23 protein-coding genes are annotated in these 24,342 nt (G+C 70.6%); 5 read left to right on the top strand and 18 right to left on the bottom strand.

Annotated features, from left to right (window positions below; all coding sequences use genetic code 11):
* Window positions 1-20 precede the first annotated feature (20 nt).
* From AC6CCG_RS07800 to AC6CCG_RS07790, 3 genes are read right to left on the bottom strand one after another with little or no spacing between them, the layout of a single operon-like run.
* A complete protein-coding gene (locus AC6CCG_RS07800; RefSeq protein ID WP_496653921.1) occupies window positions 21-668 on the bottom strand; it encodes a GtrA family protein in 648 nt (215 codons plus the stop codon).
* A gap of 49 nt (window positions 669-717) precedes the next feature.
* Window positions 718-1,719 carry a DUF4037 domain-containing protein gene (locus AC6CCG_RS07795; RefSeq protein ID WP_496653920.1) on the bottom strand — a complete coding sequence of 334 codons (1,002 nt, stop codon included), beginning with the start codon at window positions 1,717-1,719 and terminating at the stop codon, window positions 718-720.
* A gap of 8 nt (window positions 1,720-1,727) precedes the next feature.
* Window positions 1,728-2,435, bottom strand: a complete 708-nt coding sequence (locus tag AC6CCG_RS07790; RefSeq protein ID WP_496653919.1) for a ZIP family metal transporter — start codon at window positions 2,433-2,435, stop codon at window positions 1,728-1,730.
* A gap of 93 nt (window positions 2,436-2,528) precedes the next feature.
* Between AC6CCG_RS07790 and AC6CCG_RS07785 the strand changes: the two genes are divergently transcribed.
* On the top strand, window positions 2,529-3,968 hold the full coding sequence (locus tag AC6CCG_RS07785) for an ATP-binding protein (RefSeq protein WP_496653918.1): 1,440 nt from the start codon (window positions 2,529-2,531) through the stop codon (window positions 3,966-3,968).
* A 5-nt stretch (window positions 3,969-3,973) separates the two neighbouring features.
* Here the strand turns inward: AC6CCG_RS07785 and AC6CCG_RS07780 are convergent, their stop codons facing one another.
* From AC6CCG_RS07780 to AC6CCG_RS07760, 5 genes are read right to left on the bottom strand one after another with little or no spacing between them, the layout of a single operon-like run.
* Entirely contained in the window at window positions 3,974-4,882 is a 909-nt protein-coding gene (locus AC6CCG_RS07780) for a carbohydrate ABC transporter permease (protein WP_496653917.1), read from the bottom strand.
* A complete protein-coding gene (locus tag AC6CCG_RS07775; RefSeq protein WP_496653916.1) occupies window positions 4,879-5,835 on the bottom strand; it encodes a carbohydrate ABC transporter permease in 957 nt (318 codons plus the stop codon). Before AC6CCG_RS07775 ends, AC6CCG_RS07780 begins: the two co-directional genes overlap by 4 nt.
* Window positions 5,836-5,846: 11 nt before the next feature.
* Window positions 5,847-7,247 (bottom strand): extracellular solute-binding protein, encoded by a 1,401-nt coding sequence (locus AC6CCG_RS07770; RefSeq protein WP_496653915.1) that lies wholly within the window; start codon window positions 7,245-7,247, stop codon window positions 5,847-5,849.
* Between the two features lie 25 nt (window positions 7,248-7,272).
* Complete coding sequence (locus tag AC6CCG_RS07765) at window positions 7,273-8,289, bottom strand: DUF6528 family protein (protein ID WP_496653914.1); 1,017 nt, start codon at window positions 8,287-8,289, stop codon at window positions 7,273-7,275.
* A 12-nt stretch (window positions 8,290-8,301) separates the two neighbouring features.
* Entirely contained in the window at window positions 8,302-9,198 is an 897-nt protein-coding gene (locus tag AC6CCG_RS07760) for a MurR/RpiR family transcriptional regulator (protein WP_496653913.1), read from the bottom strand.
* Window positions 9,199-9,264: 66 nt separating this feature from the next.
* Here AC6CCG_RS07760 and AC6CCG_RS07755 point away from each other — a divergent pair, with 66 nt between their 5' ends.
* Entirely contained in the window at window positions 9,265-9,969 is a 705-nt protein-coding gene (locus AC6CCG_RS07755) for an HAD family hydrolase (protein WP_496653912.1), read from the top strand.
* 6 nt (window positions 9,970-9,975) lie between these two features.
* On the opposite strand, the gene AC6CCG_RS07750 is transcribed toward AC6CCG_RS07755, so the two are convergent.
* Genes AC6CCG_RS07750 through AC6CCG_RS07735 form a run of 4 tightly spaced genes read right to left on the bottom strand, consistent with a single transcriptional unit; the run spans window position 9,976 to window position 14,080 of the window.
* Window positions 9,976-11,346, bottom strand: a complete 1,371-nt coding sequence (locus AC6CCG_RS07750) for an MFS transporter (protein WP_496653911.1) — start codon at window positions 11,344-11,346, stop codon at window positions 9,976-9,978.
* A gap of 27 nt (window positions 11,347-11,373) precedes the next feature.
* Complete coding sequence (locus AC6CCG_RS07745) at window positions 11,374-12,405, bottom strand: ADP-ribosylglycohydrolase family protein (protein WP_496653910.1); 1,032 nt, start codon at window positions 12,403-12,405, stop codon at window positions 11,374-11,376.
* On the bottom strand, window positions 12,402-13,358 hold the full coding sequence (locus tag AC6CCG_RS07740) for a carbohydrate kinase family protein (protein WP_496653909.1): 957 nt from the start codon (window positions 13,356-13,358) through the stop codon (window positions 12,402-12,404). The genes AC6CCG_RS07745 and AC6CCG_RS07740 overlap by 4 nt, the downstream gene beginning before the upstream one ends.
* A 2-nt stretch (window positions 13,359-13,360) precedes the next feature.
* Window positions 13,361-14,080 carry a GntR family transcriptional regulator gene (locus AC6CCG_RS07735; RefSeq protein WP_496653908.1) on the bottom strand — a complete coding sequence of 240 codons (720 nt, stop codon included), beginning with the start codon at window positions 14,078-14,080 and terminating at the stop codon, window positions 13,361-13,363.
* 128 nt (window positions 14,081-14,208) lie between these two features.
* On the opposite strand from AC6CCG_RS07735, the gene AC6CCG_RS07730 reads away from it, so the two are divergent.
* Window positions 14,209-17,031, top strand: coding sequence for an arabinosyltransferase domain-containing protein (locus AC6CCG_RS07730; RefSeq protein WP_496653907.1), 2,823 nt, complete (start codon window positions 14,209-14,211; stop codon window positions 17,029-17,031).
* Here the strand turns inward: AC6CCG_RS07730 and AC6CCG_RS07725 are convergent.
* The 3 genes from AC6CCG_RS07725 to AC6CCG_RS07715 are packed head-to-tail and all read right to left on the bottom strand — an operon-like array spanning window position 17,021 to window position 19,127.
* On the bottom strand, window positions 17,021-18,118 hold the full coding sequence (locus AC6CCG_RS07725; RefSeq protein ID WP_496653906.1) for a Gfo/Idh/MocA family oxidoreductase: 1,098 nt from the start codon (window positions 18,116-18,118) through the stop codon (window positions 17,021-17,023). The genes AC6CCG_RS07730 and AC6CCG_RS07725 overlap by 11 nt on opposite strands.
* 44 nt (window positions 18,119-18,162) lie before the next feature.
* Window positions 18,163-18,483 (bottom strand): AzlD domain-containing protein, encoded by a 321-nt coding sequence (locus tag AC6CCG_RS07720; RefSeq protein WP_496653905.1) that lies wholly within the window; start codon window positions 18,481-18,483, stop codon window positions 18,163-18,165.
* Entirely contained in the window at window positions 18,480-19,127 is a 648-nt protein-coding gene (locus AC6CCG_RS07715) for an AzlC family ABC transporter permease (RefSeq protein ID WP_496653904.1), read from the bottom strand. The genes AC6CCG_RS07720 and AC6CCG_RS07715 overlap by 4 nt, the downstream gene beginning before the upstream one ends.
* 106 nt (window positions 19,128-19,233) lie before the next feature.
* Between AC6CCG_RS07715 and AC6CCG_RS07710 the strand changes: the two genes are divergently transcribed.
* Entirely contained in the window at window positions 19,234-19,800 is a 567-nt protein-coding gene (locus AC6CCG_RS07710) for a helix-turn-helix domain-containing protein (protein ID WP_496653903.1), read from the top strand.
* A 3-nt stretch (window positions 19,801-19,803) separates the two neighbouring features.
* Here the strand turns inward: AC6CCG_RS07710 and AC6CCG_RS07705 are convergent, their stop codons facing one another.
* Genes AC6CCG_RS07705 through AC6CCG_RS07695 form a run of 3 tightly spaced genes read right to left on the bottom strand, consistent with a single transcriptional unit; the run spans window position 19,804 to window position 22,597 of the window.
* On the bottom strand, window positions 19,804-20,589 hold the full coding sequence (locus AC6CCG_RS07705; protein ID WP_496653902.1) for an ABC transporter ATP-binding protein: 786 nt from the start codon (window positions 20,587-20,589) through the stop codon (window positions 19,804-19,806).
* Window positions 20,589-21,623 (bottom strand): FecCD family ABC transporter permease, encoded by a 1,035-nt coding sequence (locus AC6CCG_RS07700; protein ID WP_496653901.1) that lies wholly within the window; start codon window positions 21,621-21,623, stop codon window positions 20,589-20,591. The genes AC6CCG_RS07705 and AC6CCG_RS07700 overlap by 1 nt, the downstream gene beginning before the upstream one ends.
* The gene (locus AC6CCG_RS07695) at window positions 21,620-22,597 is read right to left on the bottom strand and encodes an ABC transporter substrate-binding protein (RefSeq protein ID WP_496653900.1); all 978 of its coding nucleotides are present in this window, start codon (window positions 22,595-22,597) and stop codon (window positions 21,620-21,622) included. The genes AC6CCG_RS07700 and AC6CCG_RS07695 overlap by 4 nt, the downstream gene beginning before the upstream one ends.
* A 128-nt stretch (window positions 22,598-22,725) precedes the next feature.
* On the opposite strand from AC6CCG_RS07695, the gene AC6CCG_RS07690 reads away from it, so the two are divergent.
* Window positions 22,726-24,300: an alkaline phosphatase D family protein gene (locus AC6CCG_RS07690; RefSeq protein WP_496653899.1), complete on the top strand. Its 1,575-nt coding sequence runs from the start codon at window positions 22,726-22,728 to the stop codon at window positions 24,298-24,300.
* The last annotated feature ends 42 nt before the right edge of the window (window positions 24,301-24,342 follow it).

Raw genomic sequence — 24,342 nt, 5'->3', positions numbered from 1 at the left:
ACTCGGGTCAATCCGGGAGGTCAGCCCCGGATCCGCTCCCGCGCCTCACCGGCCGGTTCGGGTTCGATCCGTTCCTGGTCCCGCGCGGCTCCGGCCTCCTCGGCCACCTCCGCGGCGACCTCGGACTCGAAGCTGACGTGATTGCCGCGGCGTACCGCGGAGAAGGTCCACAGCTTGTTGAGGACGAACGAGATCGGCACCGTGAAGCCGATGGTGATCAGCTGGGCCCAGTAGTACTTGGTCCGGAAGCCGGTCGAGTTGTCCAGCAGGTTCGACGGCAGCGAGAAGATCGAGCCCGGGTGCATCAGCAGGGTCAGGATGCCGAGGCCGATCAGCTGGGCCACCAGCCCGACCGCGAGGAACGGCCCGAACTCGCGCCACCAGCCGCTGTGCTTGGCGCTCCGGAACGTCCACATCCGGTTCAGCTGGAAGTTCCACAGGTTCGCGATCAGGAACGCGATCATCGAGTACACGTGGTACCAGCGGACGTTGAAGTCGGTCAGCGGCAGATCGATCGCGACCGCGTCGAAATGGGGGCCGGCCCGCTTCAGCAGCACCACGCTGATCAGGTTCACCAGCACGCCGGACGCGCCGACCAGCCCGAACCGGATCAACAGGAGCCAGTTGTGGCGGTGGCGTACGAACAGGAAGTGCCGGAGTCTTTCCACGATCGGACGATGCTACCGCCCAACCCTGTGCGCAACGCCAATCGACGGCTCAGCCCGTGAGCGGCCCGGTCTCTGACAGGTCGGGGCGGCCGGGCAGCACGTCGCGGACGCGGTCGATGCCGCCGGCGGGCCAGCGGCGGACCAGGTCCAGGACCTCGGGATCGCGGATCGCGGCCTGCAGCGCGCCCGGGAAGTCGCCCCAGAGCACGCGGAACGGGCGGTCCCAGAGCCGCACGATCTCGGTCGGTACGGGTTCGGTCAGGCCGAGTGCGTTCTGCCGGGCGGCGACCTCGCGGTAGGCGGCGATCAGGGCCTCCTCCCGGTCCGGCCACGACGTCGCCCGCAGCACCGACCCGAGCAGCGGCTGCAGGGTCTCGGCGCCGGGGAGCCGGGCGAAGGCGGTGCCGAACCACTTCGGGTACGGGGCATAGCGGCGCTCGATCAGGAAGCAGAGCCGCATCAGGCCACGGACCAGGTCGGCCCCGATCAGCGCCGAGCCGAGCTCGTCGCCGACCTGCCCGGTGCGGCCGACCAGATTGGCCTCGGGATGGACGCTCCACCAGGCGGTCGACAGGAGATACAGCCAGACATCGCGCGGGTAATAGGCGTACCGGTTCCGCACCGTCTGCAGCCCGGCCCCGTCGTGGAACACCTCCCCGGCGGTGAACATCAGCAGCCGCTGCTCGGACAGGCTCAGCCAGTCCCGCGCCGTCGGCCGGCGATCTTGGTCGACGCCGAGCTGACCGCGGACGTAGTCGCTCAGCGGCTGGACGCGGTGGTCGGTCGGGAAGCCTTCGAACCGGTCCGGGACCGCCCGCCGGACCGTTGCCGCCACCGGGTCGACCGGATCACCGTCGCGGAGGAAGATCAACACCCGCGGCTGTCGATCATGGTCGGCGGACTGGACGTCGTCGTAGCCGAGCACCTCCGAGCCGCGGCCGAGCAGTGCCGCACTGTAGGCCAGGTCGGGATGGGCATCGGCCAGGGCGGGCCGGACGACCTCCCGGTAGAGCCGCCGGCTCAGCTCGATCCCACCGACGAAGCGTTCCATGATCGAACTCAGACGAGGTTGGACAGGGCCGCGGCGACGGCGAAGCCGATCACGGTGACCAGGCCGGCCCGGTTGCCGGCCTTCTCGGTGGCCTCCGGGATCATCGAGTCGACCAGCATCACCAGCAGCGCGCCGGCCGCGAAGCCGTCGATCCCCGCCTTGATCTCCGGGCCGGCGACGCTGGCGAGGCCGTACCCGCCGAGGGTGGCCAGCATGCAGGCCACGGCGACCACGCACCAGAGCCCGAGCACCGCGCGCGGCGACTTGCCGGCCGACCGCATGTCGCTGGCCGAGCCGATCCCCTCGGGCAGGTTCGAGATGAAGATCGCGACCAGCAGGGCGACGCTGACCCCTTCGCCGGCGGCCAGGCCGATGCCGAGCACGGCCTGCTCCGGGATCCCGTCCAGCAGCGAGCCGAGCGCCAGCGGCAGGCCGCCCGCGCCGCCGCCGGCCCGGCCGCCGATCCGGTCCACCGCGGCGTTCGCGGCGAAGAACGCCAGCGCGCCGGCGGCCAGCCCGATCGCCACCGGGATCGGGCCGGCGATCGTCAGGCCCTCCTGGGCCAGTTCGAAGGCGACGCTGGAGATCAACGCGCCCGCGCCGAACGCGAGCACGCCGCCGACCAGGCCGGCGTGCCACTTCCTGATCATGCCCAGCACGGCCCCGATCACCAGCGAACTCGCCGCTACCGCGCCCCACACCAACGCTGCCAGCATGGGTGGTCACGTTACTGGACCGACCCAGGTGCCGATCTGATCCAGTAAAGGTAGATTGTGTCTACATAGATGGGATCTACCTAGGAGTGGACGATGCCCACGGAATTCATCGGCAGGCGTTCCGAGTTGGCCCTCCTGCACAAACGACTGTCGCGGATCTCCGACTCGGGCTCAGGGCTCGCGGTCGCCATTCGCGGGCGCCGCCAGGTCGGCAAGTCAAGACTCGTCCAGGAGTTCTGCGACACGGCGGGAGTCCCCTACGTCTACTACACGGCGATCAAAGGAGCATCGCCCGCTGATTCGGTCGGTGCTTTCCTTGCGGAGTTGAAATCATCGCCCTTGGTCACGGACTCCGACCTCCTTCCCGGCGGCGCAACGACCTGGCCGGATGCCCTCCGGGTCCTCGCCACGGCCCTACCTGACACGCCGTCGATCGTCGTCCTTGACGAGTTGCCCTGGCTCGCAGAGCAGGACAGGTCATTCGACGGATCGCTGCAGGCCATGTGGGACCGACGGCTGTCCCGCAAGCCCATCCTGCTCCTTCTGCTGGGGAGCGACATCCACATGATGGAGCGACTCACGGCCTACGACCGGCCGTTCTACGGACGGGCCGACAACGTCGTCCTGCCGCCGCTCAACGTCGCCGAGACCGGTGCCGCTCTCCGGCTCGATCCAGACGACGCGATCGACGCGCAGTTGATCACCGGCGGACTGCCCGGCATCATCCGCAGCTGGCCGCCTGGCGAGGCTGCGGCGAAGTTCGTCAAGAACGAGTGCGCCGATCCGGCGTCCGCCCTGTTCAGCATCCCCGAGTCGACACTGCTCGCAGAGTTTCCCTCCCCTGACCTGGCCCGGCGCGTCCTGGAGGCCGTCGGCCGTGGCGATCGCACTCACGCCACGATCGCTGCCGCGGCCGGAGGTCTGCCGTCCGGCTCCCTGTCGCCGCTGCTGCACCGTCTGGTGAACGAGAAACGGGTCCTTGCCGTCGAGCAGCCGCTGTCGACCCAGTCGAGCAAGCCTGCCTTGTATCACGTGGCCGACAGCAATCTGCGTCTCTACCTGGCCGCCCTGCGCTCCTCCCACGACCTGGCCCGACGAGGCCGCGTCGCGGACGCGTACCGTGTGTTCACTCAACGCTGGTCGGCCTGGCGAGGGCGCGCCGTTGAACCACTGATCCGCGAATCCCTGTCCCTGGCCGCGGCCGCGCAACGATTGCCGTGGCCGGACGTCAACGCCGTCGGCGGCTGGTGGAACCGCCAGTTCGATCCCGAGATCGACCTGGTCGGTGCGGACCGCCGGCCGATAGCCGGACGTGTGGACTTCGCAGGCTCCATCAAGTGGGTGGAGTCCGGCTTCGATCACCACGACCTCAAGACCTTGCAGCGGAGCGCGTCCCGGCTTCCCGGCTGGGATCCTGCCGAGAGTGGCCTGGTCGTCGTCTCCCGGTCCGGCCTCACCAGCCGGGTGGACCGGAACACCGTCGATCTCGTCTGGGAACCGCGAGATGTCGTGCAGGCCTGGCTTTCCGAATAACGCGCTCAGCTCTTCACGGCGCCCGCGATGCCCTCGACGAAGTACTTCTGCAGGGCGATGAAGACCACCACCACCGGGATGAAGGCGATCACGATGCCGGCCGCCATGGTCGCCAGGTCCGCGGTGTTGCGGTTGGTGAACTGGGTGTAGAGGCCGACCGCGATCGTCTGCAGGTCCGGCCGGTTGGCGGTGAAGACGAGCGGCATGAAGAAGTCGTTCCAGGCCCGGATCGTCTCCAGGATGGTCACCGTCGCCAGAGCAGGCTTGGCCAGCGGCACCATGATCGTCCCGAAGATCCGCAGGAAGCCGGCGCCGTCCATCACCGCGGCCTCCTCCAGTTCGGCCGGCAGCTTCGCGAAGTACGCGCTGAACAGCAGGATGTAGAGCAGGTGGCCGCCGCTGGACACGGCCAGCACCAGGCCGGCCATCGACTCGGACAGGCCGAGACCCTTGATCAGCTGCCAGATCGGGATGATCGTGTAGCCCTCCGGCAGGAACGCCGACACGGCGAAGACCGTGATCAGGATCTTCTTGCCCGGGAACGGATAGCGGCCGAGGGCGTACCCGCTGAGACAGCTCAGCGTCACGACGATGATCACCGTCGAGACGGTCAGGACCACCGAGTTGCCGAAGTACTGGCCGAACGACCCGACGAACCAGGCCTGGGCGTAGTTCTCCAGGTGGAAGATCCCGGCCAGCTCGCCCCAGCGGTGCGGCGCCAGGAGTTCCCAGCGGAACCCTTCCGGCAGCAGGCCGAGCGACCCGCCGAGCACCTCCCGGTTGGACTTGACCGAGGACAGGATGGCGCCGGTCAGCGGATAGGTCCAGACGATCGCCACCGCCAACAGCAGCAACTGGGCGGCGATCCGGACCAGGCGGCGACGCAGCTTCGGGCTGACCCGTGCCGTGCTCATGTTCCTGCCCTCCCCCGCCAGAACCTGATCAGGCCCGCCATCACGACGGCGATCACGAACGTGGCCAGGCCGTAGAAGATGCCGGCCGCGGAGGCGAAGCCGTACCGGGGCAGCGCGAACGCGTCGTTCGAGACGGCCGACGGCTCGAAGGCGTACCGGTAGATGTAGAGCGGGACCATGTCGGTGGCGAAGTACGGCCCGCCGTTGGTCATGGTCTTGATCAGGTCGAACACCCGCAGCCCGTCCAGGATCTGCAGGAAGGTGATCACGAACAGGAACGGCATCAGCAGCGGTACGGTGATCAGCCGGAACCGCTGCCACCGCGAGGCGCCGTCCACCTCGGCCGCCTCGTTGAGCTCGGTCGGCACGGTCTGGATCCCGGCCAGCCAGTAGATCATCTTCACCCCGAACGTCTTCCAGGCGCCGACCATGATCACCACGGCCATCGCGGCCGGCCCGAGGTCGAGCCAGGCCACCGGGTCGGTGATCACGCCGAGCGTCTCCAGCAGGTTGTTCACGACGCCGCCCTGGGTGGCGAAGATGTTCTTCATCTGCAGGCCGACCACCGCCGAGGTGAGCACCACCGGCAGCACCAGCGCAACCCGGTACGCGGTCCGAGCCACGACCACCTTGCTGTTCAGGATCAGCGCCATGATCAACGAGGTCGGCACCACGATGATCACCAGCGCAGCGGTGTAGATCAGGCTGTTGCCGAAGGAGTTCCAGAACTGCGGATCCGACGCCACCTCGACGAAGTTGTCCAGCCCGACGAAGTCGTCCGGCAGGCCGATACCGTCCCAGTCGAAGAACGCGAAGTACCAGCTGGCCACGGTCGGCCAGGCCACGAAGCCGAGGAAGACCAGCACCTGTGGTGCCAGGAAGACCCAGCACCACAGGCTCCGGCGCCGCAACCAGGGCGCGCCGCGGCGCCCCCGTCGAGGGGAGTTGATCATCAGCCGGGACCTCAGACGGACGTCTTGAGGGCGTAGTCGGACTCGCCGTCCCAGTCGGCGAAGACGAACTTCTCCCGCGGACAGCCCGAATCGGCGAGCGCGGCATCGAACCGGTCGTTGTACTGCTGGTTCATCTCCTTGAACGCGCCTTTCCAGTCATCGATCTTGCCGGCCAGCACCCCGGCGGCGATGTCGGCGGCCACCTGCCGCGGCGCCGGCAGCGCGGACTCCTTCTTCCGCGCCTCCATCGCCTTCGCGTCGGTCTGCGGGATCGGCGGCTGGATCACCTGGTCCTGGACGTCGAGCAGCTGCTTGATCTGCTCGTTCGGGGCGAACTTGCGGTTCAGGTCCGGGATCGCGGTGATGCTGTAGTTGGTCTCCAGCTGGCCCTTGACGAACTCCTCCCCGGTCAGGAAGTCGACCAGCGTGCCCATCGCGTCGAGCCGCTTGGATTCCCTGAAGACGAAGAAGGAACTGCCGCTGAGAGACCCGTACTGCAGGGTCTGCTGGCTCGCCTCGCGGCGCGGCGGCGCCGACACGACGTAGTCGGCGAAGTCGCGCTCGTGCGCCACCGAGCAGAGCCAGGTGCCGTCCAGGTTGAACACCGTACGGGACGAGTTGAAGTAGCCGTCGACATCGGCGAAGGACAACTGGGACGAGTTCGGGTGGGTCGTCTCCGACTTCTGCAGGTCGATCATGACCTGCATCGCCTGGTCGAAGTAGACGTCCATCGCGTACCGGCCCTTGGTGAGGTCGAACCCGGTCATCAGGCCCGGGTTGTCACGCAGCAGGGTGTTGGCGATGAAGGTGATCGCCTCCCCGTTGAGCAGCGGCAGCGCGATCCCGTACACCTCCTTGTCCTTGGCGTGGACGGCGGCGGACAGTTCGATCAACTCGGCCCAGCTGCCCGGGGGCTCCTTGGCCCCGGCCTCGGCGAGGAACGTCGTGTTGCTGCCGAGGAAGACGCCGCGGCCGTCGTCCTGGCCCCAGGAGAAGATCTTGCCCTCGGCCGTGGTGATCCCGTCGACCCACATCTCTTGCGGATAACGGGGTTTGAGGTCGACGCCGAGGTCGCCGATCGGGACCACCCAGTCGCGCTCCCGTACCGTCGGGAGGTCGATCGAGCCGAGCGTGATGTCGGGGAAGCTGCCGGAACTCACCTGCTGGGTGAACAGCTTGGTGAAGTTCTGGCCGGCCGAGACCACCTCGACGGCAGCATCGGGATGCTGCTCGTTGTACTTCTGGATCTGGTTCCAGCCGTAGCCGCCCTTCTCCCAGCGGCCGCCGCCGGCGAGCAGCCGGATCGGTGACGAGCCGCCTGAGCTGCTGCTGCAGGCGCCGAGGGTCAGGGTGGTGGCTGCGGCGGCCGCGCCGCCGAGCAGGGTGCGGCGGCCGAACCGGTGCGGGGACATGGTGTGCTGGCTCCTTGTGTGAGGTTCAGTTCGCGCGCTCGTCGAACCAGCGCGCGCGGTAGATCTCGGCCCCGGGAAGGATCCGGGTGGCGTTGCGGTCGGCGCCGATGAAGAAGTCGACCTGATCGGTGCACCAGGAGCACGGGTTGCCGGTCTTCGGCGTGGTCTGCAGGATCACTCCGGTCTTGGCGTCGGTGCCGATGCTCTTGATGTTGAGCGCGTACAGCTCGCGGAGCCGCGGGAAGCTGTGGTCGAACTTGCGGGTCGACTTCACGAACTGGTGCACCCCGTAGACGGTGGTCACCCAGAACCGGTCCGGGTCACCGGTGACCGGCTGCAGGTCGTGGCCCCAGTTGGTCGGCAACCGGTAGACGGCCTTGCGGGTCAGCGTCGGCTCGGCGTCGGTGCCCCCGACGGTGTACTCGATCAGTTCGGTGTCGCCGATCGCCCAGAGCGACCCGGTCGGCTCGTCCCAGTAGACCTCGTGGGCTCCGGGCAGGACGTCCTCGACGTAATGATCTTCGTGCTGGCCCTGGCTGGCCGCGTAGACCCGGACGAACTTGCCGGTGCTGGCCGCGACGGCGATGTTGCCGTTCGGCAGCAGCTCGATGCCGTGCGGGTTCGGGCCGCGGCCGAGCTCGACCGACCAGGCCACCTCGCCGCCGGCCGGGTACGGGATCTTGGCCAGCAGCCCGTACGAGTCGGTGGCCAGGACGAACCGGTTGCCGTCGGCGTCGCGGCGCAGCCGGGCATCGTCGGGCAGGCCCCACGAGGTCTCCGGGTCGGTGATGCCGAACTCCTTGCTGGCCTTCCAGCTCCAGAGCTGCGCGTCGGGCTTGTCCCAGCTCTGGCAGAGATCCATCACGACGAGCCGGTCGGACTTCTGCTCGGTCAAGATCACGGGTGTGCTGCTGATCGTCTTCGGGCTCGGGGTGCAGCGAGCCGCGAGTTCCGGCTCGGCCTGGGCCGAGGTGGCGGTGCCGATCAGGGTGAGGGTGGTGGCGGCCGCGAGGACGGCCAGGGTGCGGAATGCGGGTGACATCGAGACTCCCTTTCAACGGGTGGAGCGAGGTTGCCGATTCGGTGGTACGAGGTAGCGCTGGGTCACCTCGCCGGCCAGCCCGAGCAGCCGTTCGGCCTGCTCGGAGCGGCGCTGGGCGACCCGGACGTAGAGGGCGTCGCAGACGTACAGCTGGGCGTGCCGACCGGCGGTCCCGCGGTACCGGAGCGAGGCCGAGCGGGCGGTGGTGGAGAGCGCGACGTCGACCGCCTGCGCCAGCGGCGTGTTGGCGCTGCTGGTGATCGCCGCGGTCAGCGCGCCGCGTTCGGCGGCGATGTCGACGAAGTCGAGCACCGGCCCGGCGGCACCGGAGTAGCTGATCGCCAGCGCGACGTCGCCGTCGGTCAGCGTGACGGCCTGCGAGGCGGTGTAGGTCGGGTCGACATTGGCGGTGGCCCAGCTGCCGATCCCGGTCAGCTGGGCCGCGAGGTAGGCGGCGATGTGGGCGCTGCCGCCCTGCGCGGCGATCTGGATCCGATCGGCCTCGTCGATCGCGGCGGCGAGCTGGTCCAGGGCGTCCGGGTCCAGCAGGGCCGCGGTCCGGCGCAGCGCGTTGATGCTCGAACCGGCCAGCACGGACAGGGTTTCCCGGGCCCCCAGGTCGGGAGCGAGTTCCTCGGTGTCGTCGAAGTCCGGGTCGGTCCCGGCCTGGGCACCGACCTCGCGGGCCAGGCCGAGCCGGAGCTCCGGGTAGCCGCGCAGGCCGAGCTCGCGGCAGAGCCGGTTGATGCTCGCGGTCGACGTCTCCGAACGTTCAGCAAGCTCGAGGATGCTCGACTGCGCGGCGAGCTCGGGGTTGGCCAGGATCGTGTCGGCCACCTTCCGGCCGCTGGCGGTGAGCTGCGGCAGCAGCCCCGTGATGCGATCGAGCAACCCTGCTTCATCGGACATGTGGTAGAAATTATCGATCATGAAGACAGTTCGTCAATAGTTGACAACGGAACGAGGGATGAACGGATGACGACGACCCACCCGGACAAGACGGTCCTGCTCGTCGATGTCGGCGGAGTGCTGCTGTTGCTGAACCGGGAGGCGCTGGTCCCGGTGATCGCCGAGTACGGCGGCGTCACCTCGGCCGAGGACTTCTACCGTGCGCACTGCGCGGCCCACAACGCCGCGCACCCCACCCGCGGCGAACCGCTCGGCGGCTACTACGACCTGCTGCCCCGGTACGCCGGCGTCCCGGAGTCGCGCTGGGCGGACTGCACCCGGGCCTACTTCGCCGCCTCCTGCGAGAAGAACATGTGGCACGACCCGGATCAGGAGTCCAAGGCCGCGCTGGCCGGCTTCGTGGACGCCGGCATCTCGGTCGCGATCGTCTCCCAGGCCGACGGCCACATCGCCGAGATGCTCTGGGACGCCAAGATGTGCCAGGAGGGCGAGGGTCCGGGCGTCACGGTCGACCGGGTCTTCGACAGCACGGTGATCGGGCTGAACAAGCCCGACCCGCAGTTCTTCCTGCACGCCGTCAAGGAGGTCGGCGGCCTACCCGAGAAGGCCGTCCACGTCGGGGACACCGTGCCCGCGGACGTGGTGGGAGCACAGGCCGCGGACATCCTGGCCGTGCACTACGACCCGTACGACGACTGCGACGCTCCCGATGATCATGAGCACGTACGGACCCTGATCGAGATGTCGCGCTACCTGGTCCTGCCCGGATAGCCGCGATCAGCGCGGCTGGGCGGCGGCGGCCCGGCGCTCGGCCAGCTCCCGTTCGACGGTGGGATAGATCCGTTCCAGCCGGTACGCCCAGAACATGATGATCAACAGGGCGAACAAGATCATCGGGACGTAGACGAAGAGCGCACTGATGGCCGCGAGCGCGGAGTCGGGCTGGGTGTCGCTCAGGCCGTTGTACCCGGCGGCACCCATCACCCAGCCCAGCACGGCGGCGCCCAGGCCGTAGCCGAGCTTCTGGCCCATGCTGCCGGCGCTGTACAGGACGCCCTCGAGCCGGCGGCCGTTCTTCCACTCGCCGTACTCGATGGTGTCGGGCAGCATGCCCCAGATCGCGCCGAAGATCGGGATCCGGCCGATGCCGCGCAGGACGGAGCCGGCGATCGCGAGGTTGATGTCGGTCGGGTCGATGGCGATGATCAACGAGCCGGCCACGAAGACGGCGGCGCCGATGATCATCGGCGCGATCTTGCCGAACCGCTCGTAGACGGGCTGCATGAAGAGCATGCCGATCAGGGCCGGGATGTAGAGCATGAAGGACATCAGGGCGGCGAACCCGGCGTCGCCGAGGAAGTACTGGGCGAAGTAGGCGGTCGCCCCGGTGAACAGCGACTCGGCGACGCTGAACACGACGAAGATCCCGAACAGCAGCAGCCAGTAGCGGTTGCGCAGTGCCAGCTTGAGCGCGGTGCCGAGGCCGGGCTGCTCGCGCGGCGGCGCGGTGTCGACGATCCGTTCCCGGGTGTTGCGGAAGGTGACGAAGAACAGCACGGCCGCGATCGCGCCGAAGATGCAGAACGTGATCACCCAGGCCGGCTGATCACCGCCGAGCGCGTTCACCAGCGGCAGCGTCAGCACGGTGACGACCAGGGCGCCGAGGGTCGCGCCGAACATCCGGGTGACATTGAGCCGGGAGCGCTCGGTGAAGTCGCGGGTCATCCGGGTGTTCAGGGTCCCGTACGGGATCACGGCGGCGCTGAGCACGATGTTCATCAGGACGTACGTGATCGCGATGTAGACCAGGGTCGGCCCGGGCTCCAGGTCGGGCACGGTGAAGACCAGGATCAGCGCCGCGGCGAACGGCAGGGCCATCCAGAGGATCCACGGCCGCGCCTTGCCCCAGCGGGTGGCCGTCCGGTCGACCACCGCCCCCATCGCGACGTCCACGACGCCGTCGAACAGCCGGGCCGCCAGCACGATCGTGCCGACCGCCGCGGCCGCCGCGCCGACCACGTCGGTGTAGAAGAACACGACGTAGGTCGCCAGCGCTCCCCAGGCGATGTTGGTGGCAAGATCACCGGCGCCGAAGGAGAGGCGTTCCCGCCAGCTCACCTTGGCGAATTCGTCGGTCGGCCTGCTCATCGTCGATGCTTCCCTTCGGATCGGTGATCAGTTCGGAACGGCGTCCAGCAGCTCTCCGGCCAGGCCCGCAAGATCAAGATCGTTGGCGCGCTCCACCTGGGCGACCTGGTCGGGATCGACCGCCTCGATGCCCCGGTACGCACCCGCGATGGCGGCCGCCATGCAGCCGATCGTGTCGCTGTCGCCGCCGGCGTTGGCGGCCAGCCGCGCCACCCGGACCGGGTCGCCGGCGCCCGCCACGAAGAAGCCGAGCGCCGCCGGCACCGCCTCGGCGGCCGGCAGCCCGACGCCGATCTCCTCGGCGATCAGGTCGATCGCGTGCTCGTCGTCGCGGGCCGTCACCGCCAGCGCGACGGCCCGGTCGATCCGCCGCTCCACCGAGGCGCCCGGCACGTCCCGGCCCTCGGTCCGGCCCAGCTCGGCGCCGGCCCGGGCGCCGTCGGTCGCCGCCCGGACCACGTCGACGAGTTCGGCGCCCGGCGTGCAGGCACGGGCCACCGCCGCGGCGATCGCGGCCGCGCCCGCCACACCGGCGGTCGTGTTGTGGCTGGGCACGCAGGTGACGAACGCTGTCCGTACCGCCGCCTCGGGGTCGCCGTGGTGGAACAGGCCGACCGGCCCGACCCGCATCGCGGCCCCGTTGCTGGCGCCCTGGGTCATGATCGTCCCGGCCCTGCCGACCTCGCGCGGGTCCTCGCCGCGCTCCAGCCGGGCGATCGCCTCCCGGGTGGTCGGGCCGGCGAAGTGCGGGAAGTAGTCCTCGTTCTTCGACCATTCGATCAGCAGTCCCGCCATGTCCGCCGGCGTCAGCGCCGCACCGGTCCGGGCCAGCAGCCGCGCCAGCATGATCATCTGGCTGGAGTCGTCGGTGATCTGCGCGGCCGCGCGGCCCTTGGCGTACGGCGCTCCGGGCAGCGGCGCCTGGAACTCGGTCACGTAGCCACCGAAGGCGGTACGGATCTGGCCGCGGCTCAACTCCTCGGTGGGGGCGCCGAGGGCGTCGGCGAGGCAGGCGGCGGCCAGACTGCCGTGGAACCTGGAGTGCAGCTCGGTGATCAAGTCGGGTACCTCTCACTGGTCAGCGTGATCATGTCGTCGGGCCACTCGCTCCGCCGCGAGTCGCCCAGGTAGGTGCGGCCGCCGATGGCGGTGACGCAGGCCGTCGCCTGGACGACGGCGTGCCGCAGGCTCTCCCCCGGCCCGGCTCCGGCCAGCAGTCCGCCGAGGTAGGCCCCGGCCAGCGCGTCACCGGCGCCGGTGGTGTCGACCACGTCGACGGTGCCGATCAGTTGGGCCCGCAGCAGCTCGCCGTCACGACGCAGGCAGAACGCTCCGTGGGCACCCTCGCTCACCACGACCTGGTCGACGCCGAGCCGGACCAGCCGCTCGGCGGCCGCGACCGGCTCGCCGGCGAGCTTGGCCGCCGAGGCGGCGTTGAGGAAGACGATGTCGCTCAGGTCGATCATCCGGGCGAACTCCGGCTGGTCGGGTTCGAACGCGTCCGGTTCCAGGTCGATGGCGATCCGGGCGCCGTGCTCGCGGGCCGGCCCGGCGACCGCCGCGGCCCAGACCAGGTCGTCGGCCAGCGGCGCCACGATGCCGGACCCGGCCATGACCGCCGGGTCCAGTTCGTCGATCAGCGGGAGCTTGATCCCGGTGTCCGCGCCGGTCAGCGCCTTCTCGCCACTCGGGTCGAGCTGGACGAAGCACATCCAGGTGGGCCGCCGGTCGTCCCGCAGCGAGTGATCGGTCGACACCCCGAGCCGGCGGAGTTCGGCGAGGGCCTCGTCGGTCTCCGGCCCGGTGCCGGTCTTGGTGATCAACTCGACGTCGATGCCGTGCGCGGCGGCCGCGGCGGCGAGGTTGGCGCTCATCCCGCCGCCGTACACCCCGGCCAGGGTGCCGATGGCCTTGTTGTCGTTGCCGGCGATGTGCGGAACCCGTACGAAATAGTCGATGCTGGCGTCCCCGACGACGACGAGCCGGCCCGGCGGCTGCTGGTTGTCGATCATGGTCAGAGCTGGTTCCTCAGGTCGATGTCGAGGTGGTACAGGTCGCCGCGCAGGATGTAGCGGGTGAACTCCATCGGCCGGTGATCGGCTCCGAAGGAGGTACGTTCGCGCAGCAGTGCCGCCCGGCCCGGCTCCACGCCGAGCAGGCCCGCCTCGGCATCGGAGAGGTTCACCGCGCTGACCCGCTCCTGGGCGTGCGTCGGCTGGGCGTCGCGCACGGTGAGGAAGGCGTACAGGGAGTCCCCGGTGAACTCGGAGAAGTCGATCCCCGGCTGCGGCGGCAGGTAATGATCAAGGAAGACGAACGGGTCCTCGCCGATCCAGTAGCGCCGCTCGATGTGGCTGACGGTGTCGCCGGCGGCGATGTCGAGCGCACGGGCCACGGTCGCGTCGGCCGGCTGCTCGACGTTGTCGAGCAGCTCGGGACGGATGGTGAACCCGCGGTGCCGCAGCTCGCGGCCGAGCCCGAGCATCGGGCTCATCGCCCGGATCTCGTTGGACGCGACGACGCTGCCGCGACCGTGGAACCGCTCGACCAGGCCGAGCCGCTGCAGTTCCAGGAACGCTCGGCGGACCGAGGTCTGGGAGACCCCGTACCGGGCGCGCAACTGGCTCTCCGACGGCAGCCAGTCACCGGGCTGGAGCGTGCCGTTCAGGATGTCGCGCTGGATCTCGCCCTGGATGGTGCGGTAGAGCGGAGCCCGCGAAGGACGCCTGTTCATGCACTTAGTGTACTAAGTGCGTTCAGTTGAGCAACTCGCCCCCCGGACACGGCGATATCCGGCACTGGTCATCGACCTGTCAGGCCGGCGTCGCCGTGCGGCAACCTTGCGGCCCGAAGTTGGCCTGCGTGTCGCGCGTTCCCGTGCGGGTGACGATCGCCGCGGCCCTGGTCGCCGGTGTCTGCAGCCTGCTCTTCGTGCTCGCCCCGGTGATCGAGAACACCGCCGAGTACCACTGGACCAGTTCGGCCGGACAGCGTTCGGTCGCACTGCCGCTGAGCCCGCCCCGGCCGGCGGCGTTGATGATCATGCTGCCCTGCGCGGGCCTGACCGACCCCGCTGCGGCCGCCGGCCCGCTGGTCGGCACGGTCAACGCCGCGCTCGGCGATCGGCGGGTCTCGGGCACGGCAGGGGCGGAGCGGCTGGCCCGGGACGCGCTGCGGATCGGCTGGGCGGACGGCCGACTGGTGATCAGGTCCGCCGGCGGTCGGGTGGCGAGCCTGGCGCCCGCTCAACTGCGGGCCTGCTCCACGCTGACCGTACGGCTGCGGCCGGAGGGTTCCCTGGTCTCGGTCGACGACCGCGTCGTGGCCTCCGACGGGAAGGACCGCCGGCCGGTGCTGACCGGACTCTTCACCGAGCCGGCCGCCGGGGCGGTGCGGATCGCCGTCGCCGCGGACACCCAGTTCAGCTCGACCCCGTCGCCGCTCAAGATCATCGTCGGGCTGCTGGCCGTGACCGCGCTGGCGGTGGCGTTCGCCGGGCTCCGGCAGGCCGACCCGGTCCGCCGCCCGGCGCCGGTCCGGTTCCGTCCGGGACCGGCCGATGCGGCGGTCGCCGTGATCATGGTCGGCTGGACCATGATCGGCTCCGGTACGGACGACGACGGCTTCATCGCCCAGATCGCGCGGACCGGCCAGGTCGACGGCTACTACGGCAACTACGTCCGCTGGTACAACACACCGGAGGCCCCGTTCGGCTGGTACTACGCCGTGATCGACCTGCTCGGCCGGGTCGGCTGGAACCCGCTCCGGTTGCGGCTGCTCCCGTTGCTGCTCGGGCTGGCCGGCTGGCTGGTGCTGCGCCACCTCCTGCTGCCGCGGCTGATCGCGCGGCCGTCACCGTGGGTGGTCGCCGGACTCGCCGCCGGGATGCTGCTGCCCTGGCTGGTCTACGGGAACTCGATCCGGCCGGAGCCGTGGTTCGCGCTCGGCCTGATCATCGTGCTCTGGCTGGTCGATGTCGGCCGGACCGAGCGGCGCGCGCTGCCGCTCGCCGTCGCCGCGACGGTCGCGGGCCTGACCACGGCGGTCGGCCCGACCGGGCTGGTCGCCTTCGCCCCGCTCCTGGCCGCGCTCCCGTCACTGATCAAGATCATCCGCCGCCGGCACCGGCCGCTCGCCGCGGTCGCGCTCGGGCTCACGGTGCTGGCCGCGGCCGGGCTCGCCCTGTTACCGATGTTCGCCGACCAGACCCTCGGCTCCACGCTGGCCAGCGTCGCGGCCCGCAACCACGACGGGCCGAGCTACGCCTGGTACGACGACTGGCACCGCTACGCCCAACTGCTGGAGTCGTCGTTCCCGCGCAACATCACCGTCTGGCCGGCCCTCGCCGTCGCGATCTTCCTCGCCGCCGGCTGGCGCCGCTTCGCGCCGGTGCCCGGGCTGCGACCGCGGCTGGCCGGCCTGCTGCTCGGCTCGTACTTCCTCTTCTTCCCGATCTTGATGTTCAGCCCGACCAAGCTCTACCACCACTTCGGCGCGCTGACCATGATCACCGGGCTGCTGGTCGCGCTGGCCGTGCAGGTGCTGAGCCGGTCCGCGGTGCCGCCGGCGGCGGTGGCCGGGCTGACCGCGGGACTCGCCGTCGCGGCCGGGCTGTCGCTGCGGCAGAGCAACGCCTGGTGGGAGGTCGCCCGGCTCGGCGTCTGGTCCGACGCGGGCCCGATCCACCTGGGCCGGGTCGAACTGGCCACGCCGGTGATGATCATCGGGCTCCTCGCTGCCCTGGTGATCTTCGTCGCCGGCCGGACCCCGGTGGGCCGCCGGTTCCCGGGCATCCTGGCCCGGGTGCTCGTGATCGGGCTGGCACTGACGGTCCTGGCCGAGCCGCTGGCGCTGGCCAGGGCCGCGCTGGCGCGGCCGGGCCGCTACACGATCGCTGCCGCGACTGCCGCGACGCTGACCGGCGGCCGGTGTGCCCTGGAACGGTCACTGCGGGCCGAGCCGGATCCCGCGAACGGCGTCCTCGGCGCGCTCCGGCCGGGGCACGACTTCCCCGGCCGCAACGGCGACGGGGTTCCGGTCCGGACCATGATCACGGAGGGCCGGTTCAGCAGTGGTTGGTACGCGATCCCGCCGGAGTCCAGCGAGGGCGGCCGGGTGGTGGTCCGGGTCGGCACGCCGGGGCAGGGCGACCGGGTCTGGCTGGAGACCGATCACGGCCGCCGGGTGCTGCTCAATCGGGACGGCCGCAGCGGGGATCTGACGGTCAGCCTGGCTCGGCACGGCGGTGCGACCCGGGTCCGCGTGGTCGCCGAGACCAGGCCCGGTTCCCGGCTGTCGGTGACCGCACCGAGGATTCCCCGCACGGTCGCGCTGGCGGACCTGCTCGGCGACCGTCCGGTCTACCTGGACTGGCGGATCGGTTTCTACGCCGGTTGCCTCCGCCCTGCCTCGCTCACCGCCGGCCGGTCCGAGCTCCCCGAGTACGCGTTCGGCCGCAAGCCGGTCGAGCACCTGGCCCGGATGGGTTCGCCGTTCGCCGGTGTGTCCGATCTGGCGGACTTCCGGTGGATCCCGCTCTACCCGGCGACGCCGGACGACGCATTCAGCCGGCTCGGGTACAGCCTCTACCGGGTGGTACCGGCGGCCGTCGAGCCGGCGCCGGCGCCCACCCGCGGCGAGGTCCGGCGCTGGGGCTGGACCCGTACCCCGGCGATCACCCGCTGACCCGGTAGTCGGGTACGGAGACCTCGGCGCCACCGGCCAGGGCCGAGGCGTGCGCGCAGATCCCCGGCGCGGTCAGCTCGGCCGCCCGCCGCGCGTCGATCCGGGCCGGTCGTCCCTCGACGATGCTGGCCACGAACTCGTGCACCAGGTGCGGATGCGAGCCGCCGTGCCCGCCGTCGGTGAACGGCCGCAGCGGCTCCGGCAGCAGTTCGGGCGCCCCCGGCGGCCGTACGTCGGTCACCGAGACCGGCCTCCCCCGCTGCCCGGGCGCGGCCGGCGCCATCGCGAACCGCTTCATCGGACCGCCCTCCAGCTGCGGCCACTCCAGCGCGCCCTCGTCCCCGTACACCGAGAAGCCCTCCAGGTAGGACCGGCCGAGCTGGAAGAACGACATCGTGATGTTGGCGACCAGGGCGTCATCGGCCGGCGAGCCGTCCCGCGGCACCAGCGAGAACAGGGCCGCCTCGGTGCCGAAGCCCTCGCCCGCCACGCCGACACGGTCCGGCGTGAGCCGGGACGAGCCGAGGCAGCGCACCGTGTCGACCCGGGCGTCGGCGAGTTCCAGCGCCGGCGACAGCGCGTGCGTGACGTAGTGCATCGGCGGGTAGCCGAGCCAGTACGGTGGGTAGCCGTCCAGGTTCTGCAGGTGCTCGCCACGGAAGTAGCTGAGCCTTCCCAGGGCTCCGGAATCCCTGAGCTGCAAGGCCTGGAAGAACTCTCGTGAGTGGACGGCGGTCTCCATCATCAGGTAGTTCCGCCCGCTGCGCGCCTCCGCGGCGATCAGCCGGTCAAGATCATCGAGCGTGGTCGCCATCGGCACCGCGCTGGCACAGTGCCGACCGGAGTCCAAGATCAACTCCACCTGCTCGGCATGCAGCGCGACGGGTGTCAGCAGGTGCACCGCATCCCAGCCGTCCGCGGCCAGAGCATCCTCCAGTCTGCCGAAACGATCATGGACTCCGAGCTCGTCGCCCACCGCGGCCAGCCGGCCGGGGTCGCTGTCGACGATCGCCACCCGACCGACGGACGGATGTGCCTGATAGATCGGTACGAAAGCCGCGCCGAACCCGAGCCCGACAATGATCACGTCAACCACCTCCCCAGCCTCTCACCCTCGCACCCGACGAGGGTTCAGGGGACGCCGAGCAGGCGGAGGCCGGCAGCGACCGCGGCCGCGGCGGTCACTGTGATCACGAACGGCGCCTTGCGCCAGGCCAGCACCCCGGCCACCAGCACCCCGGCCGGGCGGGCGACGCCGGCGAACTGCTGCGCCTCGGTCGTCGCGGTGGTCGCCACCACGGCGAGCAGCAGCACCACGGTCGAGGTGTCGATCAGCTCCTGGACCCGTTCGGACAGGTCGATCCGGTGCGCCAGCAGCGGCCCGGTCAGGCGGAAGGCGTAGGTGCCGAGAGCGAGGCAGAGCCCGCCGATGATCACGACCACGGGGCTCATCGACGCTCCCGTACCCGGGGCAGAACGGCGAGCAGGCCCAGCAGCGAAAGCAGCACGGGCAGCCCGGGCGGCAGGAACGGCGTGGTGACCAGGGCGATCAGGCACCCGACGGCGGCCGCCAGGCCGACCCGCCGGGACTTCCGCAGTGCCGGCAGGGCCACGGCGAGCAGGACCGCCGGGAACATCGCGTCCAGGCCGAGCTGGGCCGGGTCCGCGACCAGCCCGCCGAGCAGCCCGCCCAGGATCGCTCCGCTGGGCCAGCAGAGCAGCACACCGAACCCGCACAACCAGAACGCAGCCCGCCGCCGGTCCGGATCGCTCTGACCGAGGGCCAGCGCGACCGACTCGTCGTTCATCAGGTGACTGCCGAGCAGCCGGCGCCAGCCCGTGCCGACCACGTCGGCGACGGCCAACCCGAACGGCAGATGCCGGGCGTTGACGAGCAGCCCGGCCAGCACGGCCGCGACCGGTCCGCCGCCGGCGGTGAGGATGCCGACGAACAGGAACTCGGCCGATCCGGCCAGCACCGTGAGCGAGAGCAGCGCCGGCACCCAGAGCGGGAAGCCGGAGCCGACCGCGATCGCGCCGTACGACACGGCGACGAGCCCCACCGCCGCACTGACCACCGCGACGTCACGGACCATCCCCCGATCCGCCGTTCGCCATATCGAACGCATGTAGCCTATGGTGAACACTTCATCGTGCGTTCGTCAAGCCGAACGATCGTACGACAAACCGACCGGGAGGATCATGAACGAGCGCAGCCGGGCTCCGCTGGACGTGATCGCGGCAGCCCTGCGAGCCGAGCGGCGCCGCACCGGGCTGTCGCTGGGCGAGGTCGCCCGGCGGGCCGGGATCGCCAAGTCGACCCTGTCCCAACTCGAATCGGGGGCCGGCAACCCGAGCGTGGAGACCCTGTGGGCGTTGAGTACGGCGCTCGACGTGCCGATCTCCCAACTGGTCCAGCCGACCCGGCCGCCGACCACGCTGATCCGGGCCGGCGAGGGGCCGGCGGTCGCCTCCGACCGGGCGGACTACGTCGCGACCCTGCTCTCGTCCAGCCCGCCGTCGGCCCGCCGGGACATCTTCCTGATCACCGCCCAGCCGGGCAGCGCCCGCGACTCCGACCCGCACCTGCCCGGGATCGTCGAGCACGTGATCATGGGCGTCGGCCGGGCCCAGGTCGGGCCGGCCGACGACCCGGTCGAGCTCGGGCCGGGCGACTATCTGAGCTATCCCGGCGACGTCGCCCACGTCTTCCGCGCCCTGGAGCCGGACACCACGGCCGTGTTGATCTCGGAGCACACGCGCGCCTGATGATCAAGGTCGTGCCGCGGCCAGCCCGTCCAGTTCCAGCCGGTACGTGCCGCCGGGCCCGACGTCCAGTCGCCCGCGGACGCCGAACACCTGATCAAGGACCGCCGGGCTCAACGCAGTGCCCGCCGCACCCTCCGCGATCACCCGGCCGCCGTCGATGATCACGACCCGGTCGGCGTAGTTGGCCGCCTGCTGAAGATCATGAACGGTCATCAGGACGGCCAGCCCCTGACTCCGGGCCAGGTCCCGGCACAGTTCCAGGACGGTCAACTGGTAGCGCAGGTCGAGGTGATTGGTCGGTTCGTCGAGCAACAGCACCCGCGGATCGCTGGCCAGCGCCCGGGCGATCGAGACCCGCTGCCGCTCGCCGCCGGACAGCCGGCTGAGGTCGCGGTCCGCCAGGTCGGCCAGCCCGACCGTGGCGAGGCACTCGGTGACGCGCTGCCGGTCGACCCCGGTCAGCGCCTGGTGCAGCCGGAGTCGCGGCACCCGGCCGGCGGTGACCGACTCCCGGACCGTCATCCCCGGCAGCGATTCGGGTTCCTGGACGCTCGCGGTCAGCAACTGGGACAGCCGGCGCCTGGACAACGTACGGAGCTCGTGGCCGTCGATCATGACCCGGCCGGCGTCGACCGGAACCTGGCGATAGCAGCAGCGCAGCGTGGTCGTCTTGCCGCTGCCGTTCGGCCCGACCAGAGCAACCACTTCGCCCGCGCCGACCGCGAGGCTGACGCGAGCGAGGATGCGCCGGCCGCGCAGCGTGACTCCGACCTCGTCGAGTTCGAGCATCACAGGATCCGCTCCCGGAACTGCCGGTAGAGCAGCACGACGAAGATCGGCGCACCGATCGCCGAGGTCACCACGCCGACCGGGACCTCCCGGCCGTCGAGCAGCGCCCGGGCCAGCAGTTCGGCGCCGACCAGGGCCAGCGCGCCGAGCAGGGCCGCGGCGGGCAACAGCCGGCGGCCCGTGACCCCGACCAGGAACGAGGCCACATGCGGAACGAGCAGCCCGATGAACCCGATCGGGCCGGCGACGCTCACCGAGACGGCCGCCAGCACCGAGACCGCGAGCAGCATCAGGGCCCGGAACCGCGGCACGTTCAGCCCGAGCGCGGCGGCCGCCTCGTCGCCGGCGTGCAGCAGGTCGAGCCGGCGCCCGGCCATGATCACCAGGACGCCGAGGACGAGCAGGGTGATCACCGGGAGCATGATCATCGACCAGTCGCTGGCCCCGAAGCCGCCGGCCGTCCAGCGCACCACCGCCGTCACCTGACGTTCGTCGGCGATCACCATCAGGACGAAGGTGACGCCGGCCGAGAAGAACTGGGCCATCGCGACGCCCATCAGGATCAGTGCCACCGTGTTGCGGGACCGGCTCGCCACCAGCAGACAGGCCCCGATCGGGATCAGGGTCCCGACGAACGCCGCGGCCGGGATCGCCCAGGGACCGAGCGCCGCACCGAGCCCGAAGACGATCACCAGCATCACGCCGAAGCTCGCACCGGACGAGACCCCGAGCAGGTACGGATCCGCGAGCGGGTTCCGGGTCACCCGCTGCGCCAGCGCACCGGCCAGGCCGAGCATCGCCCCGACCACGGCTGCCATCAGGGTGCGCGGCAGCCGCGAGTCGAGCACGATCCGCTGCCGGGTCTCCCGCCACCACGGCTGCTCCGGTATCCCGATCAGGTGGTGCCCGACGATCGCCCAGACATCGCCGAACGGCAGGTCGGCGGACCCGACCGAGACCCCGGCGACAACCAGGAAGGCCAACAGCACGGCGCCGGCACCGTAGAACGGGACCAGCGCGACCCGTCGGATCACCGCGGCTGCTTCCCGTGGACGGCCTCGGCGAGGTGCTCCACCGCGCGCGGGATGCGGACACCCTCGAAGGTGTCGTACAGGCCGAGGGTGACGTAGCGGCGCTGCCGGACCGCGGGTGTCGAGGCCATCAGCGGATTCGCCTCCAGGATCTTGATCTTGTCCGCGACGGTGCCCGAGTACGGGTAGTCGAGGATCACGATCACCTCGGGCTGCTGATCGGCGACCTGTTCCCAACTGGCCGTGACGAACGGCCGCTCGCCGCCGGTGATCACACTCGGCGCCTTGGCCTGCTCGGCGATGAAGCTGAGCACGCCCGGTCCGCCCGGGGTGTACGGCCCGTCGGTGCCGCTGTCGTAGTAGAACGTCCGCAGCGGCTGGACCCCGTCGAGCGCGGACCGGGCCCGGTCGAGCCGCCCGCGCAGGTCGGCGATCAGGGCCTCGGCCCGGTCCGGAGCACCGAGGATCGCCCCGAGATCACGGAGATCCTTCTCCAGGGTCTCGAAACCGGCGAAGCCGCCCGCGCAGTACTCGGTGAAGCCGAACGTGTCGATCCCGTACCCACGCAGCTGATCCCGGCTCCGGCCCTCGTCCTCGTCGAACAGGTCCCAGCCCGCGACGACCAGCTCCGGTCCCAGGTCCGCGATCTTCTCGCCGCTGAGATTGGCCCGGCCCAGCACCTCGAGCCGATCGAACTCCGCCGCCGCCTCGGGCACCGGCCGCGGGTCGTCGGTCTCCGTCTGTCGCCCGATCAGCCGGTCACCGGCGCCGAGCATGATCATGGTCTCGACGGCGGTGACGTTCATGGCCAAGATCGACTTCGGCGACTCCCGGTAGGTCGTCCGTACGCCACAGTTCTCCACCGTCACCGCCCCCGCACTCCCGGTCGCCGGCCCCGCCGGCGCAGCCGGCGCGGCACAGCCGGCGGCGATCACCACCATCGCCATCACCATGATCAACAGCCGCGGTCGCGCCATCCGAACTCCCCTCCACCGACGTGTGCAGCGTGACTCTACAACATGTAGAAGACAGGTTTGTCGAGAACCCACGGCAGTTTCGGACGAGCCATTGACCAAATATGGTGCCGCCGGATTTGATGCCTGGCATGAACCCGCGATCAGATCGACGACGATTCCTCGCTCTCGGCACCGGCAGCGCCCTGGCCGCCGCTGTCGGCGTCCACCTGGCCGATCCCGGCCGGGCCTGGGCCAATCCGCAGTTCCCCGACGATCCGTTCCGGCTCGGCGTCGCGTCCGGCGAGCCGTACCCCGACGGCGTGGTGCTGTGGACCCGGCTCGCCCTCGACCCGGTCAGCCCGGACGGGACCGGCGGGATGCCGGACCGCGTGATCGCGGTCGACTGGCAGGTCGCCGAGGACGAACGGTTCCGCCGGATCGTCGCCCGCGGCACCGCCAAGGCCTCGCCCGCGCTCAGTCACTCCGTCCACGTCGAGGTGAGCGGGCTCCGGCCGCACCGCCACTACTGGTACCGGTTCCGGACCGGCAGCTACACCAGCCCGGTCGGCCGGACCCGGACCGCGCCGGACCCGAAGGCATCGGTCGACCGGCTCGACTTCGCGTTCGCCAGCTGCCAGAACTACTACGAGGGCTACTACACCGCGCTCTCCCACCTGGCCGCCGAGGACCTCGACTTCGTCGTGCACCTCGGCGACTACATCTACGAAGGCGGCGGCCAGGGGGATCTCGGCCGCGGTCACCTGCCGGCGGCCGAGACGTTCTCGCTGACCGACTACCGGATCCGGTTCGGCCAGTACAAGGCCGACCCCGAGCTGCAACGCGCGCACGCCGCCTTCCCCTGGCTGGTCACCGTCGATGATCATGACGTCGAGAACAATTGGGCCGGCAGCCACTCCCAGCCGGACTCCGAACCGGACCAGGACCCGGCGGTCTTCCTGAAGCGCCGCGCCGACGCCTTCCAGGCGTTCTACGAGAATCAGCCGCTGCGGTTGGAGTCCAAGCCCGACGGCCCCGACATGAAGCTGTTCCGGCGCCGGCCGTACGGCCGGCTGGCGTCCCTGCACATGGTGGACACCCGGCAGTACCGCGACGTCCAGCCCACCCTGCAGGAGGACCGCGACGACCCGGCGCGGACCATGCTCGGCGCCGCCCAGGAACGCTGGCTGATCGACGGCCTGGACCGCTCCCGGACCACCTGGAACATCCTCGGCAACCAGGTCTTCATGTTCCAGGCCGACCACACCGAGGGGCCGGACACCCGGTACGGACTCGATCCGTGGGACGGGTACACGGCCGCCCGGCAGCGGCTGTTCAACGCCGTCGCCGACCGCGGCGTGGACAACTTCGTCGTGCTCACCGGCGACGCGCACCGCGGCACCGCGGCCGACCTCAAGCTGGACTTCGACGATCCGGCCTCGAAGACCATCGGCACCGAGTTCCTCGGCTCGTCGCTGACCTCGGGCAAGGACGGCGCGGCGATGGACAACCTGGGCCGGATCTGGCTGGCCGAGAACCCGCACCTGAAGTTCCACAACGCCCAGCGCGGGTACGTCAGCTGCTCGGTGACCCCGGACGCCTGGCAGGCCGACTACAAGGTGGTCCCCTACGTGACCCGGCCGGGAGCGCCGCTCGAGCTGGCCGGCCGGATCCATGTGGAGGCAGGGAAGGCGGGGATCGCGGGCGTCGAGACCGCCGCCGGCTGATGATCTTTGTCACTGTCGTCGCTCCCGCCGGCTACGTAGCGT

Source organism: Microlunatus sp. YIM B11417 (assembly GCF_059617205.1).
The sequence above is the reverse complement of the archived record's forward strand: the minus strand, read 5'-3'. Positions and strand labels throughout refer to the sequence as shown.